This window comes from Streptomyces rishiriensis (assembly GCF_003112535.1).
GTDB lineage: Bacteria > Actinomycetota > Actinomycetes > Streptomycetales > Streptomycetaceae > Streptomyces > Streptomyces rishiriensis.
Genome location: NZ_BEWA01000007.1, coordinates 100630 through 114865 on the forward strand (window position 1 = coordinate 100630; position 14236 = coordinate 114865).

Annotated in this window: 11 protein-coding genes, 1 other RNA gene and 3 pseudogenes; 4 read left to right on the forward strand and 11 right to left on the reverse strand. The window is 68.9% G+C overall.

Annotation, left to right across the window (positions count from 1 at the left end; all coding sequences use genetic code 11):
• Positions 1-15 precede the first annotated feature (15 nt).
• Positions 16-1964, reverse strand: a pseudogene (locus Sri02f_RS13105) (tetratricopeptide repeat protein).
• Complete coding sequence (locus Sri02f_RS13110; RefSeq protein WP_109001336.1) at positions 1961-2371, reverse strand: hypothetical protein; 411 nt, start codon at positions 2369-2371, stop codon at positions 1961-1963. Before Sri02f_RS13110 ends, Sri02f_RS13105 begins: the two are co-directional and overlap by 4 nt.
• Before the next feature lie 228 nt (positions 2372-2599).
• Here Sri02f_RS13110 and Sri02f_RS13115 point away from each other — a divergent pair, with 228 nt between their 5' ends.
• Both Sri02f_RS13115 and Sri02f_RS13120 read left to right on the forward strand, forming a co-directional pair.
• On the forward strand, positions 2600-2869 hold the full coding sequence (locus Sri02f_RS13115; protein ID WP_109001337.1) for a hypothetical protein: 270 nt from the start codon (positions 2600-2602) through the stop codon (positions 2867-2869).
• Positions 2862-3500 carry a DUF6879 family protein gene (locus tag Sri02f_RS13120; protein ID WP_109001338.1) on the forward strand — a complete coding sequence of 213 codons (639 nt, stop codon included), beginning with the start codon at positions 2862-2864 and terminating at the stop codon, positions 3498-3500. Before Sri02f_RS13115 ends, Sri02f_RS13120 begins: the two co-directional genes overlap by 8 nt.
• A gap of 18 nt (positions 3501-3518) precedes the next feature.
• Here the strand turns inward: Sri02f_RS13120 and Sri02f_RS13125 are convergent, their stop codons facing one another.
• From Sri02f_RS13125 to Sri02f_RS13135, 3 genes are all read right to left on the reverse strand, one after another.
• Positions 3519-4397, reverse strand: a complete 879-nt coding sequence (locus tag Sri02f_RS13125; RefSeq protein ID WP_109001339.1) for a hypothetical protein — start codon at positions 4395-4397, stop codon at positions 3519-3521.
• Between the two features lie 307 nt (positions 4398-4704).
• On the reverse strand, positions 4705-4908 hold the full coding sequence (locus tag Sri02f_RS13130; RefSeq protein ID WP_109001340.1) for a DUF397 domain-containing protein: 204 nt from the start codon (positions 4906-4908) through the stop codon (positions 4705-4707).
• On the reverse strand, positions 4905-5735 hold the full coding sequence (locus tag Sri02f_RS13135; RefSeq protein WP_109001528.1) for a helix-turn-helix domain-containing protein: 831 nt from the start codon (positions 5733-5735) through the stop codon (positions 4905-4907). The genes Sri02f_RS13130 and Sri02f_RS13135 overlap by 4 nt, the downstream gene beginning before the upstream one ends.
• Before the next feature lie 161 nt (positions 5736-5896).
• Here Sri02f_RS13135 and Sri02f_RS13140 point away from each other — a divergent pair, with 161 nt between their 5' ends.
• Entirely contained in the window at positions 5897-6487 is a 591-nt protein-coding gene (locus Sri02f_RS13140) for an ATP-binding protein (RefSeq protein WP_109001341.1), read from the forward strand.
• 33 nt (positions 6488-6520) lie between these two features.
• Here the strand turns inward: Sri02f_RS13140 and Sri02f_RS42730 are convergent.
• A pseudogene (locus Sri02f_RS42730) lies at positions 6521-6800 on the reverse strand (hypothetical protein); the annotation flags it as partial.
• A 398-nt stretch (positions 6801-7198) separates the two neighbouring features.
• Here Sri02f_RS42730 and Sri02f_RS42735 point away from each other — a divergent pair.
• Positions 7199-7327, forward strand: a complete 129-nt coding sequence (locus Sri02f_RS42735; protein WP_245970618.1) for a DUF6408 family protein — start codon at positions 7199-7201, stop codon at positions 7325-7327.
• Between the two features lie 53 nt (positions 7328-7380).
• On the opposite strand, the gene Sri02f_RS13150 is transcribed toward Sri02f_RS42735, so the two are convergent.
• The 5 genes and pseudogenes from Sri02f_RS13150 to Sri02f_RS13170 form a co-directional block, all read right to left on the reverse strand.
• Positions 7381-9498, reverse strand: coding sequence for a DUF2075 domain-containing protein (locus Sri02f_RS13150; RefSeq protein ID WP_109001529.1), 2118 nt, complete (start codon positions 9496-9498; stop codon positions 7381-7383).
• A gap of 175 nt (positions 9499-9673) precedes the next feature.
• Complete coding sequence (locus tag Sri02f_RS13155; protein ID WP_109001342.1) at positions 9674-11584, reverse strand: DUF2075 domain-containing protein; 1911 nt, start codon at positions 11582-11584, stop codon at positions 9674-9676.
• 447 nt (positions 11585-12031) lie between these two features.
• Positions 12032-12434: RNase P RNA component class A (gene rnpB / locus Sri02f_RS13160), an RNA gene on the reverse strand.
• Positions 12435-12549: 115 nt separating this feature from the next.
• Positions 12550-13338 (reverse strand): annotated as a pseudogene (locus tag Sri02f_RS44065) (DMT family transporter); the annotation flags it as partial.
• 24 nt (positions 13339-13362) lie between these two features.
• Entirely contained in the window at positions 13363-14184 is an 822-nt protein-coding gene (locus Sri02f_RS13170) for a helix-turn-helix transcriptional regulator (RefSeq protein WP_109001343.1), read from the reverse strand.
• Between the last annotated feature and the right edge of the window lie 52 nt (positions 14185-14236).

Sequence of the window (14236 nt, forward strand, 5' to 3'; positions counted from 1 at the left end):
GCACGCGCGGTCACGTCATCGGCCCGACCGGTACGTGTCCAGAAGCCGCCGGCCCGCGACCGTGAAGGGGTGCTCGGGGCCCAGGCCGCGTTCCCGTCGTGCGACGACGTCGGTCATCACCTCGATCGCCTCGTCCATCTCGCCGAACGCGGCCCGGGTCCGGGAGAACAGCTGCCGGGCCGCGAGCACCATCGGGTACTCCGGCCCGAAGCGCCGCACATACGCTTCGGTGACCCGTCGGATCTCGCTGTCGGCCTCGGCGAACCGGCCCAGGAGGTACAGCGCCCACGCGTGGTTGTGCCGGGCGCCCAGGGTCACGGTGTGATCGGGGCCGAGGGACCGGTCGCATTCCGACGGCAGCGTGAGCAGGGCCCCACCCTCCTCGGTGACCACGTCTGCGGCCGGCAGCATCTCCAGCAGGCTGGCGCGTGCCCGCAGGGTCAGCGGATGCGCGGGACCCAGCGCCGAGCGCCGTCCGGCGACGGTGGCGCCCGGGAACGGGCGGCCAGGGCCGTGCGGTCGTGCGCGCCGAGCAGTCGCTGCGCGAGGTCGGCCGCGGTGCGGGAGGTTTCCCAGGCGGAGGGGTAGTCACCGGTCCGGTGCAGCGCGACCGACAGCCGCGTCGCCACGGCGAGGGCGTCGGCGGCGGCCGACGGCTCGCCGACGTGCCGCAGCAGGGCCAGCGCATGCGGTACCAGCAGGCGCAGTCGCGGCTCGGGCGGCCCGGCGTCGGGTGCGCCGGGTACGGCCGCGTCGAGCAGTCGGACGGCCGCCGCGTCGAGCGCGGGCGTCAGTTCGGCGGGGGTCGCCGCGGAGACGCTGTCGAGCAGGACGCCATGGCTCTGCACGCAGCGCATTCCGGCGACGTCGACCAGCTCGGACAGCGACTGGTCGAGCAGGGCCCGCAGAGCCGTCTCGGTACGGGCCCGGGGAAGGACTCCACCGATGTCCTCGTGGTTGAGCAGCGCCAGCGGCAGGGGTTCGGCGGCGAACCGCGCCAGCAGTCTCAGCAACGCCGCGGCTTCGGGCAGCCCGCGCGCCTCGAACGCGTCGAGGGTCAACTGCCAGGTCAGGCCGACCAGATGCCGTGGGTCGGCTTCGGACAGCGCGTCGGCTCCCCGGTCGATCAGCTGAACCCGCTGGTCCCCGTCGAGCTGGTCCCCGTAGGCGTCCATCGTCCAAGGGTCGATGACCTGGTGGGAGAGGAAGCCGCCCGCCAGGGTGAGGGCGAGTGGCAGCCGCCCGAGCCGGTCCGCGACCCGTGCCGCCTGCTCCGTCGTCCCGCTGTGCGGTGCGAGATCGCGCAGCACGAGCGCGGCGTCCTCGCGGGGCAGGACGCCGATGTACTGGAGCTCGGCCCCCGGCCACCACCGGGCCGCCGCGCGCCGTGTGGTCACCAGAACGGTGCCGCGCGGGCTGGTGCGCAACCAGTCGCCGTCCCGCAGGATCTCCGGTTCGTCGGTGTTGTCCAGGACCAGTAACCAGGGTTCCGCGGAACGGTCGAGACAGGTCCACACGAGATCGGCGGCGGGCCTGAGGCCGTTGCGTGCGGCGAGCAGTTCGCCGTCGCCCGCCCCTCGGTCGGCGGCGACGGCGAGCATGCCGGCGCGCAGGCTCGCGCGGTCGGAGGCGTTGACCCACAGGCCCACCCGGCCCTGTTCTCCGGTGACTTCATGGAACAGGGCGCAGGCGACCGCCGTCTTGCCCGAGCCGCCCATGCCGTACAGCACGTAGACCTGGCCGCCGCGGTCCGCCTCTACGCTCGCCCGCAGGCGTTCCATCACTTCGCTGCGGTCGCGCAGCGCGACGGGAGACCGGCCGACCGCCGGGCGTCGCACCGAGTCCGGACCGCCGTGATCCGGCCTGTCGACGCCGTAGTGGTGGTGCTCGTTGATGTGCTGGTCGCCCCGCGCCTGGTAGACGCGTCCCTGGTCCTCGGCGTGGCCGTCCGTCCCGCCCGTCATCGCTCGGCGATGTGCTGGTCACGTCCCGCTTGGTAGACCCGGGCCTGACCGGACGCCGTGGCGTGCTGGCTGATCTGCCGGGCGGCCGAGCCCTCGGGGTCGAGTCGGTCCAGCAGCGCGCGCAGTTCCTCGACGGCGGCGGGTCGGGCCACGAGCAGCCGCCGTACCGACCCCTGCCACTGGAGACGTAGTTCGTCCAGTGTCTCCTGGTCTCCCGCTGCCGCGGCTGCCAGGACGTCCTCGTGAGTGGCCTCCAGCTCGGCGGTGACGGTCTCGGCGCGCTCGGGTTGCGTCCGACGCCAGAGCTGTGTGATCCCGTCACGCACGCGGTGCCAGGCATCGGTCGCCATCAAGGTGACCAAGGTGGTGCCCGCGCTCTGTGCGAGCAAGGCCACTTCTGAGTCCACAGGAGCCCCTCCATTCACCCGATTTTCCTACAGCACAGACGAAAGATGCCGCCTGTCAGGCGTTGACACGATTTTCTTCCCGATCAATATCATTCCAGCCCTGAGCGACATGAGACAAGGAGGAATCAATCCTCGCCATTACCCCGGCGGGCTGGTTCCAACACATCGTCAGGCGGGCAAGTTGCAGGTTACAGTGAGGCATCCCGACCGATCGAGGGGGCGACGGAAATGGCCAGGCCATGGGAAGCGGATCCGCACACAGGTTTCGAACGGCGCCTGGGAAAAACACCCCAGGAACTCGGAATCACCACCGGAACTCCGGACTGTCCGGACATCTGGGAACTCGCCAACGGTGACATCGCTGTCATAGGACGGGACCTCACCGGGTCGCTCGGCGGGAACCTGCCCGACGGAGTCTCGATCGGGTCGGACGAGTGCCTCGTCGTCATCCCGAGGAAGATGCTCATCGCGGCGAAGCCGGACATCCCCAGTGTTTGATTCCTTCCATCGTGGCACCTCAGAACGCCTGGACCGCCCCCGGTACCACGCGGACCTCGGCCGGCTCTACACCACCGGGATCGGCTTCCTCAACAAGCTCGAACGCGGCCAGCACTTCCAGGAGCGCGGCTTCCCGAGCTGGGAGGCGTTCGCCGACGGCGACTGGGAGAGGGCGCTGTCCCTGGCCGCCGAGAGGCGCGAGGACTACGCCCAGGAGCTCCGCCGGGCGGCGCGCCTGGGCGTCAGGCACCGCCGCCTTCGCGTCGTGGAATTCCCGGTCACGCCGTATGTTCAGTGGGAGTTATTCGTCCTGCGCGCGCGTGTGGACGTGGGCGACGAGATCAGGATTCTCGACGCCGACGACATTTCGAACATCGAGCAGAGTCACCCGGTACCGGAAGCAGTGATTCTCGGGGATGTGGTCCTGTACGAGGTCATTTACGATGAGGCCGGAAATGCGGCCGGGGCCAGGAAGTACACCGACCGCTCGCTGATCCGGGAGACGAACGCCGGGTTCGACGCGCTCTACGAGCGCGGTGAGGGGTTCCACGATTTCTTCGACCGGGAGATCGCCCCTCTGGCCCCGCCGCGGGTGCCCGGTACGCCGACGGGTCTTCGCGGAGCGCGGTGATCAGGGGCAGGGTCAGGGTCAGGGCTGAGGTTCCTCCAGCTTGACGGCAGCGGTGGCCGCGCCGAGTTCGTCGGCCTGTGTCGTGGCGAACGGCTCGTCGTCCTCGACGACTTCGGCGTCCACCACGTCGCCGTCGTCCGTCACACGGTGCGACGGGTCCGCCAGGGGCAGGCCGGCGAGGTGCTTCTTGAGCCTCTTGGCCATCGGAAGGAAGGTCGCGAAGGTGAGCCCACCGGAGACGGCGGCTCCGACGAGGGGGATGGCTTTAGAGACGGTCTTCGCGAACGACTGCTTCGTCATCTGGACGCCGAGGTATGCCGCGACCTTCTTCACGATCGGGTAGACGACACCCTGGGTGAGTGCCTTCTGCGGCAGCTTTTTGGCGACCTGCTTCGACATCATCCCCGCGACTTTCCCCACGGCCGTGTTCGCCGACTGGGTGCCGAACATCACGCCGAAGAACAGCGTGAGCACCCCCATGGTGGCGTCGTCGACGTCGTCGCCCTCGTCGGAGAACAGGTCGGGCCAGCTGTAGAGGTAGGCGAGCTTCTGCGCGATACGCAGCATGTGGCCGACGTACTGGGCCAAGTCGGCGGGCACGGTGGCAGGGAGGGCGAGGATGCCGGGGATCCCGGCGGCGGCGGAGAGCGCGCTGACCTTGCCGGTTTCGAAGCGGATGGAGTCGTTGGCCAACTTGTCCAGAACGTCGGCGCTGATGCCCGCCGCGGCGGGAGTCTCTTCTATCGCCCTTCGGACGTCGTTCTCGGAGCAGTGGCGAGCCAGCACACTTCGGAGGTACGCCTCCCTGTGGATCCGCACGCCCGGGAGCTTCGCCGCCGCCCGCAGCACCGTGAAGAAACGCGATTCGGGATTCTCGACCTCTTTACCCTGCTTCATGGACCCTGCTTCATGGCAGGAACCTACATTAGCTTCGGGCTTCAAGGGCCTTTCGAGTCGACTCCGTTGAGGCCTCGTTGCGCGAGTGGCGGGGGCGTGCGGGCTGGGTCAATCATGGTGCCGATGGCCCCGAGAAGGCGACCTCCGCCGAGAATCGGGTGCCTCTGGCGCGACGTTGACCGTCAGGCCAGCCAGCGCCCGGCGCGGCACCCTGCGGGCAAACCGCCGAGGCTGCTGAAGAGTGCTGCGGAGGTGGGGTGCGCAGTGGCCCTCGGCGAACACGCGCCTACCGAGGGCCCTACCCCCTTCAGAGTGCTGCGAACTCGACGAACGCGGTCCACGCCGTGGGTTGTACGGCCAGTGCGGCGCGGGTTGTGTCCTTCGAGTCGCGGACGTGGACCGTGCCGGGGCGGGTGGCGACCTCGACGCACTGACCCCCGTCCCCAGCGCTGTAACTGCTCTTGAACCATGCCAGGGCATCGGTGTCCGGCCCCGCCTTTTCCCCGCTCATCTCTCTCCCAGCAACTTTTCGATCAACGCCAGCGATTCTGTCGGAGTGTGGGCCTGCGCGCGAAGGATCCCGTACGTACGCTCAAGTTCTCGCACCTTCACACGATCCGTGTGGACACGGCTGTTGCCTTGTACCTCCGTGTACGCCATCCTGCGGCCGTCCTTGGTCTCCATCAAGGTGAACGGACCAGCGAGCCCCGCATGTTCCTGACGGGACAACGGCATCACCTGAATCACGACGTTACGCTTCTCCGCGATCAGCCTGAGGTGCTCCAACTGGCCTCGCCAGACGCCCTCCCCGCCGAGGGGCCGGAGTAGGACAGCCTCCTCAATCACGAAACTCAGATGTGTCAGCGAGCCTGGGGACAAAATCTCCTGCCGAGCCAGTCGTGCGGCCAGTCTCTGCTCGATGAGCGCTTCGTCCAGCAGTGGCTGCCACATGGCAAACACCGATCGCGCGTACTCCTTAGTCTGCAATAGACCGTTGACCAGCTGAGTGTCGTACACATGAAGCTCAACCGCCTCAGCCTCCAGCTTGGCCGCATCCCTGAAGAACGCCGGATACTGGGCCCGAGCCACCTCCTCTTTGATGGCGCTCAACACCCCGCCTCCATCGAGCACTTCATCGGCTTGGTCGATGAACTTGGGCGGCGGAATACGTCTCCCCTGCTCGAACGACGCGATCGTCGAGGCGGAGTACCCAGTCAGCGACCCGAGTCTCGCCCGGTCCATCCCCGCCCGCTCCCGGAACAGCTTCAACTGCCGACCGAACACGCACAGCATGCCCGTCCCGACCTCGTACTCCGGCTGCTGAACCTCGTCGCCCACGCCGCAGCTCCTCTCGTACGACCGCCCAGTCAGCCAACTCCGGGCCCGGGAAACGGTCACGCCCAACAGCAGGTACAAGCGCACCGCCCGCATGTACAGCCCGTACCCGTCAGTGCGTCACTCCTGGTCAACGCTACGCAGAGTCCGCGACGGTTGACCCTATGAAGTCAACAACTCCCCCGAACGGGCATATGCCACAGCCCTCCGCGCTCGAACGCGCGTTCATCATGCGCTTCACCTCGACCCCACGCGGTGCCCGCCTCGCCCGCCGACTCGTCTCGCACCGCCTGAACGACTGGGGCCACCCCTACACGACCCCGGTCAACGAGACGCTCACCCTCATTACGGCGGAACTCACCGCCAACGCCGTACGCCACGGCCACGTCCCCGGCCGGGACTTCCACCTCCACCTCACCCTGGCCGAGGACGTCGTCCGCATCGAGGTGACCGACACCCGCGCCGAGAAACAGCCGCCGTCCAGCCCTCCGGCGACCGACTCGCTGTCCGAGTCCGGCCGGGGCCTGCTCCTCGTCGCAGCGCTCGCGGACGACTGGGGCGTCACCCCTCGCCGGGCCGCCCCGGGCAAGACCGTGTGGGCGGAGCTGCACCTGCGGCAACAGGGCCACCCGCGCACGCAGCGGGTGCCTCCTGGACCGACGGACGTCGATCTACTCCTGGCTACTGCTTCACTACTGCGCGACGACCTCGGGGCGCGGCCAGAGGACGCCAGTCACGGAGGTCGTCGTCAGTGAGACCGTGCTTGCCCTGCTTCTGCTGGCGGTAAGCAGCTCGTACGGTCCGACCTTGTATTGCGCGTCGCTCTTGCGGATGCCGATGTTCTTGAAGGCCGCCTCGATCTCGCGAGCTGATCGCCGTGATGCGGCGCCGCTCGTCACGCAGGGGCTCCTTGAGCATCTCGACCAGTTGATGGACGGTGTAGACGCCGTTCTGGTCGTGGGCGGGCAGCCGTACGCGCAGGCCGTTGTCCGTGAAGCAGACGGCCTCCGCGACCCAGACCCGCCTGCCGCCGGGCACCGCGAGCAGGCCGGCCAGCTCCTTGGCCTTGTGCATGCGGCATGAAAAGAGACGGTGAAGAACGGGAGTGAGGAACATTCCCGCCCTGTCACCCGGCTCCGGCAACCTGCGATGCCGTGACCGCCGACACCCTGGAGCCTCGCCCCCGCACTCGGGTGGGAATGCGCGGAATCCACACAGCCGGCGCCGTGCGGAGCGCCCGGCCCGCGACACCACGGCGTCCAAAATCGATCTCTCTCAACTGGCGCGTGTACTAACGTGGTTACCCGCTGCGCACCTTCCCGGAGGGTACGTCGGCGGTGTTCCAGGTGCCGGTCCTCGGTGCTGAGCGACGAGTGGTCTCCACCGCGTCATGCACGCGGTGTGACTGCGGATGCCCGGTAGGGCGATCCCTGCCATTCCCAGCTCACGCTCAGGAGTGGAAACCGATGAACCCCGTTGAGTACAAGCTTGCACGTCGTGACCGGATTCGTCAGATTCTGGTCGACGTCACGGTGGGAGTCGTCATCAACCTGTTGGTGGCGGCCCTGACCGCGGCAGCACGCCTGGTCTTCTGACCGGCAGGTGGCGGGCCCGGGAGAGCCCGCCACGCCTCACGCTGGTCCTCGTGTCAGAAAAGGCGCATGTCTCCGGGCTGAGCGTCCTTCTTCTGGCGCTTCCGGCGGCGACGCCGTCCTCGGGCAGGACGGGGCAGATGTGGCTGCCGGGCCTGCTCCGGAAGATTCTCCCAGGTGGGTCGCAGGCCGTGGATCGCGACGTCCCCGACGAGCCCCTTCAGGTAGTTCCGGGTCTCCTCGTCCGTGGAGTAGATCACGGTCGCCCGGCTCGCCCTGGTCATCAGCACGTGGTACGCGTGCCGGACGAGGCGGGCGAACTCGTCGTCTTCCACGCTCTTCGGCTTCACCTTGGGATCGAACGATCCGGGGACGGCAACCCGTTTGACGCCCGCCTCCTTGTCGGCCCGCTCCTTGCCCCGGCGGAACACCCAGCGGTCGCCCCGGCGCACCATGTCCTCGCCCATGATCACGCCGCACCAGTCCCACTCGAGGCCCTGCGCGGTGTACACACAGCCGATCTGGCCGAGTCCGTTCTCGTGCACGGACCAGATCTTGGACGGCGGCACGGTCTTGTTCTCGCAGAAGGACTCGCTGTCCGCATTCCACGGCCGGTGCCAGTCTCCGATCCGGACATCCGGCTCGAGCCGCTTCTCCTTCCCCAGGGGCTTCGTCCAGGGCCAGCAGTATCCGGCGACCATGCGCGCGGAGGCTCCCGCCATGGCCTCGGAACGGATGATCCGCTCCAGCTCCTCCGGGCTGTCCACGACCTCGACGTGCATCAGCCCGTCCGGGGTCCACGACTCCGGCTCCGCGTCCGACACCCCCAGCGCGCCCCGCACCCAGCGGATGTAGGCGTCGCTGCCGCCACACCGGAACTGTTCCCGCAGGCCGTAACGGACCAGCTGGGCGTCGTAGCGTCGGGCCGCGTCCTCCACGAGAGCGACGGTGCCGACCTCCTGCGGGCGCACGGACTGGCCCTCGTCGAGGAAGAACACCGTCAACCGAGAGGCGTCGAGGAGTTCGTCCACCTGGGGTTTCGTGCCCCAGTCCTCGGGCTTCCAGAAGCGGTTGGTGGAGCGGTCGCGCAGGCGGTGCGCCTCGTCGCAGATCAGTACGTCCAGGGGCGGGTCGGGCGGGGTGACGAAGTTGCTGAAGTAGGTGAACGTCTCCTTGAACTCCCGGTCGCCGTAACCGACATGCTCCTGCAGGGCGCCGTTGAACGCCCTGCTGCCACTCGCGTACTTGACCGTTCGGCCATCGGCCTCCAGTTCGGCCTTGAGCTGGAGGCCGATGGCGCTCTTGCCCGTGCCGGCGCCGCCCGTGACGAGGAAGACGACCCGTCGCTCGTCGGGGAGGAGGGCGGGCCGCTGGGGATCGGGAAGCACCTTGGCGGCCGTGTCGAGGATCTGGTCCGCGACCTTCTTCTGACGACCGCGCAGGGTGAAGACCGTGTCCTCGCCGCTGGAGCGAATCATGGCGTCGAGCAGCGGGGTGTTGCGCAGGCCCATGCTCCGTAAGAGGATTTCGGCCGCCGAGTCGGCACCGTCGGGGCCGAAGCTGCTCCGCAGGTCCGACAGCAGTTGGGCGCGGCGGTCGCTGGTGTAGACGCGGGCGTAGGAACCGGTCGGCGCGTCCAGGCCGACCAGCGGGAGCACGGAGGCATCGGTGGCGTTGTGCAGATAGGCGAAGCCACCGCATTCGAAGTCCAGCCCGTGCAGCGGCCCTCTGGCACCCGTGAACGCCTCGTAGTATTGGCGCAGTTGCAACACGGGGTGCTTCTTCTCCCCCATGCCCGGGACGTGCACCAGGTCCGCGGTGGCTTGCTCCACCCGGGTCACCGTCGACCACCGCTTCAGCTCGACGAGTTGGACGGACAGCCCGTTCTCCCCGGGGTGATGACCCACGAGGACCACGTCGATGAGCTGCGGGCCCCCGGCGCGGTCGGTCTCGTCGAGCGTGGCCGCGCACTCGACTACCATCTCGACGTTCCCGCGGTCCGCCGCGACCAGATCCTCGGCGAGATGTACCAGGCTCTCCGCCCAGGCGGAACGTTCGGTCAACGAAGCGTCGGTGTTGAGGAAGTGCTTCCACCTCGCGGCGAGATGGGGCACCATGCGGCGTCTTGAGTTCAGGTTCAGCAGATCACGCGCTGCCAGTTTCAGCAGGAGCATGGACACGAGGAGGATCCCCCAGGGCACGAGTGACTCGTGCGGGTGGGGGCATGTCCCGTGGGGAAGCCCGTCGGGCCGCAATGACTTCTGGATCTTAGGAAGTGACGTCCCGACGTGACGCACAGGACGCGTCAGTCGGCTGGAAGCACGGAGATCGTGGCCGGATATCGCGTGCTCACCGCCGCAGAAGGGGCTCCTCGTTCGTGGCAGGACGCGGCTCCGGCCGGACGGCCACCAGTTCCCGCAGCTTCTCCCGTGTCTCCGGATCAGTCGAGTAGACGATCGTTCCGACCATGCCCCGCGTCAGAAGCACCTTGTACGTGTTCCGGATGAGACGGTCCACGTCGGTGTCCGATACCGACTTCTTGAAGACCGGGTCCTTCGACGCAGTGCGGTCCGTGATCCAGTGGTCACCCCGCCAGACCAGGTCCGGGCCGATGATGACGCCGGACCAGTCGTACTCGAACCCCTGCGCGGTGTAGACGCAGCCGATCTGCCCGAATCCCGCGGGGTCGGTGGCCCACAGCGCGGACGGGGGCGCACCGGAGACCGACCGGTCCCCGCGCAGGTTCCACGGCCGGGCCCATCCCCCGATGACGACGTCGGGCGGCAGCGGGTCTCCGGGCTTCGGCTCGGGCGACCACCGCCAGCAGTAGCCCGCAGACATCCGGGCGCCGTATTTCTCGGCGCGGCGGGCGTCCAGAAACGCCTCCAATTCCTCAGGGCTGTCGGCGACCAGCAACTGCATGCGGTCGTCGGGCTCCCATACGACAGGCCCGCCGGGCTCCAGGCCGAGAAGCCGGACCACCCAGCGCAGGTAGGCGTCGCTGCCCCCGCAGCGGAACTGGCTCTCCAGGGGGACGACATGGCAGTCGATGCCCCGTCGGGCCGCGGCCTCACGGATTTCGCCCACGGTGCCCATCTCACCGGGACGCACCACCTGATGCTCGTCGAGGAAAAAGACCGGTACGTGGGCGACGTCGATGAGTTCGTCGATCTGGGCCCGGCCGGTCCGCAGGGCCGCACGGGTGTATCGGTTGGCGGAGGTCTCCCGGATGCGGTGCGCCTCGTCACAGATGAGAGCGCCGAGAGCGTTCTTCTCCGTGGTCATGAAACTGTTGAAGTACTTGAAGAGATCCTGGACTTCGCGTTTCCGGGAGCCGGCCACCTTGCGCATCGTCTTGGTGAACGACTGCGAGCCGGTCGCGTGAACTGCGGCCACACCCCGCCGGTACAGCTCGCCGAGCAGTTGAAGCGCGATGACGCTCTTCCCGGTACCGGGGCCACCCGTGACGATGACGACTTCCTTGTGGTCGGCGCGCTTGGCCCGCTCCACCGCGTTGAGCACCATGCGGTAGGCGACCTGCTGCTCGTCGAGGAGGACGAACTGCTGCCGCTCACGCACTTCCTCGGCTGCCACGGACATCAACTGCTTCGACGGCACGGTGGCTCCTGCGAGCAGTTCGTCCGCCGCGCGGGCACCGGGGCGCTTGTCGCTCAGCTTCGACCGGAGGTAGTCGAGGAACGCACCGCGACGCTCCCCGGTGAAGAGCAGTCCTCGCGCGTCACGCTCGATCTCCCGCAGTCCCGCCACCCCGAACTCGGTGGCGTTGTGCAGGAAGGCGACTCCCTGGATCCGCTCGCCGTGCTCGGCCACCGCGCCGTTGAAGTTGACCAAATAGTCGCGGTATCGCTGCACCTGCTCGATCGGATTGAGCACGGGGTGCGCGTAGGCGTCGACATGGCACAGGGTGGGGTCGTCCTCGTTCGGCAGCGCCTGGCTCCACTGCTTGAGCTCCACCACGACGTACGACGGCTCTCCCGTGACCGGGTGCACTCCGGCGAGGACGACGTCGGCTCGCTTGCTGTTCAGTGGGAGCGCGTACTCCAGCATGACCTCCACGTCGCCCAGGCCGGCGTCGTTGAGGGCTGCGGCCAGGACGGGAAGGCTGCGCTCCCAGGAACGCACTTCCGAGGCGCCGGGCCGGTAGCCGTGCATATGGGCGAACTGATCGGTGAGGTGCAGGAACAGTGAACCGTCGAGTGCCATGACGGCGACCGTTTTCGCGGACGCGCGGAACAGCAAGGACTTCCCCCAGGCAGCACGAAAAGACTCGTGCGGGTGGGGGCGTGTCCTTCGAGACTCCACCGGAGTGGAGCGGAAGCCCGTCGGGCCGCATTGACGATATGCCTGAGAGTACCTGGCGGTGCTCGCCGAAGCAGGGCTGGTGGGAGCGGTGGCGGCGAGCTCTGCCCGGTCTCCCCTGTGCGGCTAGGAGAGCCCACCCCGACGGATCAAGAATCTGCCGTGACAGTTGCGGTGCGCGCGGCTCCTCCACGAGAGCCTGGCCCGGCTCGTGGCCACTGCGTTGCGGCTGGTGTCGCCGCTGTGGAGCGCCATGGCATACGAGTCGAGTCCGACCGACTTCAGCCGGTCGAGGACGACGTCGAGCGCCGCTGCCTTCTCACTGACGAAAGAAAGGGCCTCCGACGCAGGTCGGAGGCCCTTTACAGGAAAAGCCGCAGGTGGCGGCAGACGAGTCGGGCTGTACGCCGGGTTCTGTGCCGAGGTCTCTCGCGAGGGCCTCGGTGACGGCCATCCATCTAGGGCCGGCGTTGCCGCCGGCCTCGTGCGGTCTACCCGCGGACTCGGGCGGGCAGCCCTCGAACGTCCGCGCAGAGCACGTTTTACCGTGCTCCTTTTGACCTTGCTCCGGGTGGGGTTTACCTAGCTGCCCAGGTCGCCCTGGGCACTGGTGGTCTCTTACACCACCGTTTCACCCTTACCGGGGGCCGAAGCCCCCGGCGGTCTGTTTTCTGTGGCACTGTCCCGCGGGTCACCCCGGGTGGCCGTTAGCCATCACCCTGCCCTGTGGAGCCCGGACGTTCCTCGGGAAGTCCCGTGAGGGACTCCACGCGGCCGCCCGCCCGGCTCGTCTGCCGTGTCGACCATGTTACCGGGCGGGAGTCGCGCTTCGGTCCCGCAGCCGTCGCCAGGACCGAGCCCGCGAGGATCAGGGTGAAGGCGGCCACGATCGTCGCCGTCAGGGGCTCGTCCAGGAACAGGGCGCCCGCCGCGACCGCCACGGCCGGGTTGACGTACGTGATGACCGTGGCGCGGGTCGGGCCCGCCTCCTTGATCAGCTCCATGAAGGCGACGAAGGCAACGCCGGTGCAGACGACGCCCAGGGCCGCGAGGGCCAGCACGACGGTGGTGGAGGGGATCTCCGCGGGGCGGGTGGCGACGGCGGCCGGGGCGTAGACCAGGGCCGCCAGAGCCAGGCACGGGGCCGTGAGGTGGAGGGAGGAGACGTCCTTGAGGTGGCGGGCGGCTATCAGGGGCGCCGTCGCGTAGCCGACGACGGTCAGCAGGACCTCGGCCAGGGAGCGGGCGTCGCCGCCGGTCAGATGCGGGACGGTGAGGACGCCGACCCCGGTCAGGCCCAGGGCGAGGCCGGCGACGCGGCGTGCGCCCAGCTGCTCCGTGTCACCGAAGAAGCGGGCCAGGGCCACCCCCACGATGGGGACGCCCGCGATCAGCAGTCCGGCGGTGGAGCTCGACAGGTGCCGTTCCGCGTCGGTGAGGGTGAACCAGGGGCCGATGATCTCGATGACCGCGAAGGCCAGCATGGGCTTCCAGTGTGTCCGCACGGTGCCGGTCAGACCGCGTTGGCGCAGGGCGAAGGGGAGCAGGAGGGCCGCGCCGACGGCGCAGCGGGTGAACACGACCACGGACGGGGAGAGGCCGTCCTGGCCGTCCACCGCCACTTTGATCAGGAGGTAGGGGATCCCCCACACCACTCCCATCAGGGAGAACAGGAACCAGCCGCGAGCAGTCATGGGAGGAGTCTGGGCCGGTTCCGGTCAGGTGTCTTGAACGCTGTTGCGGTAGGCCGCCGGGGTCACGCCCAGGACGCGGCGGAACCAGCGGGTGAGGTGGGCCTGGTCCGCGAAGCCGACCAGGGCGGCGACCTCGGCCGGGCGCAGGCCTGATTCCAGCAGGGCTCTCGCCCGGGTCACCCGGTACTGGGCGAGCCAGGCGTACGGCGGGATCCCGGTCGTCGTGCGGAAGGCGCGCAGGAGCTGGTAGCGGGACAGGCCCAGCTCGGCGGCGAGGTCGGCCAGCGAGGGCGGGGCGAGCAGCTCGTCGGCCAGGCGGGTGCGGACGGCATGGGTGATGTGCTCGGCGCCGGGGATCGTGTCGCACACCGGGCGGGCCGTGGAGTGGCGTCGGGCCAGCGCCGTCAGCAGCCACGGGAGCCGCGACTCGGCCTCCAGCGGGTCGGGGCGGACGGTCAGCTCCGTGTGGGCGAGGCGCAGCGCGGCGGCGAGTTCGGGATCGTCCAGGAGGGGCTCACGGAAGTGCGGTGTGCCGCCGAGGACGCCCTCGGTGAGGAGGCCGGGGACCGCGTAGAGGGCGCGGTAGGCGTAGCCGCCGGTGGTGTCGCCCGGGCCGCCGGTGTGGGTCTCGCCGGGGTCGAGGACGACGATGGAGCCGGGGCCGGTGCGGATGTGGCCGCCGCGGTAGGCGATGATCTCCGTCCCCTCCACGCACACCCCGACGGTGAACTCCTCGTGTGCGTGCGGTGCGTAGACGTGCCGCTGGAAGCGGGCGGTGAGCAGGTCGAGGGGCGGCCCGCAGCGGCCCAGCCTGGCTCTGGTCCACCACGCCTGTTCACGGTTCATGCGCCACCCCCGGTCGTCCCCACGTGCGCTCAGGGGGTGCAACGCGTTCGGG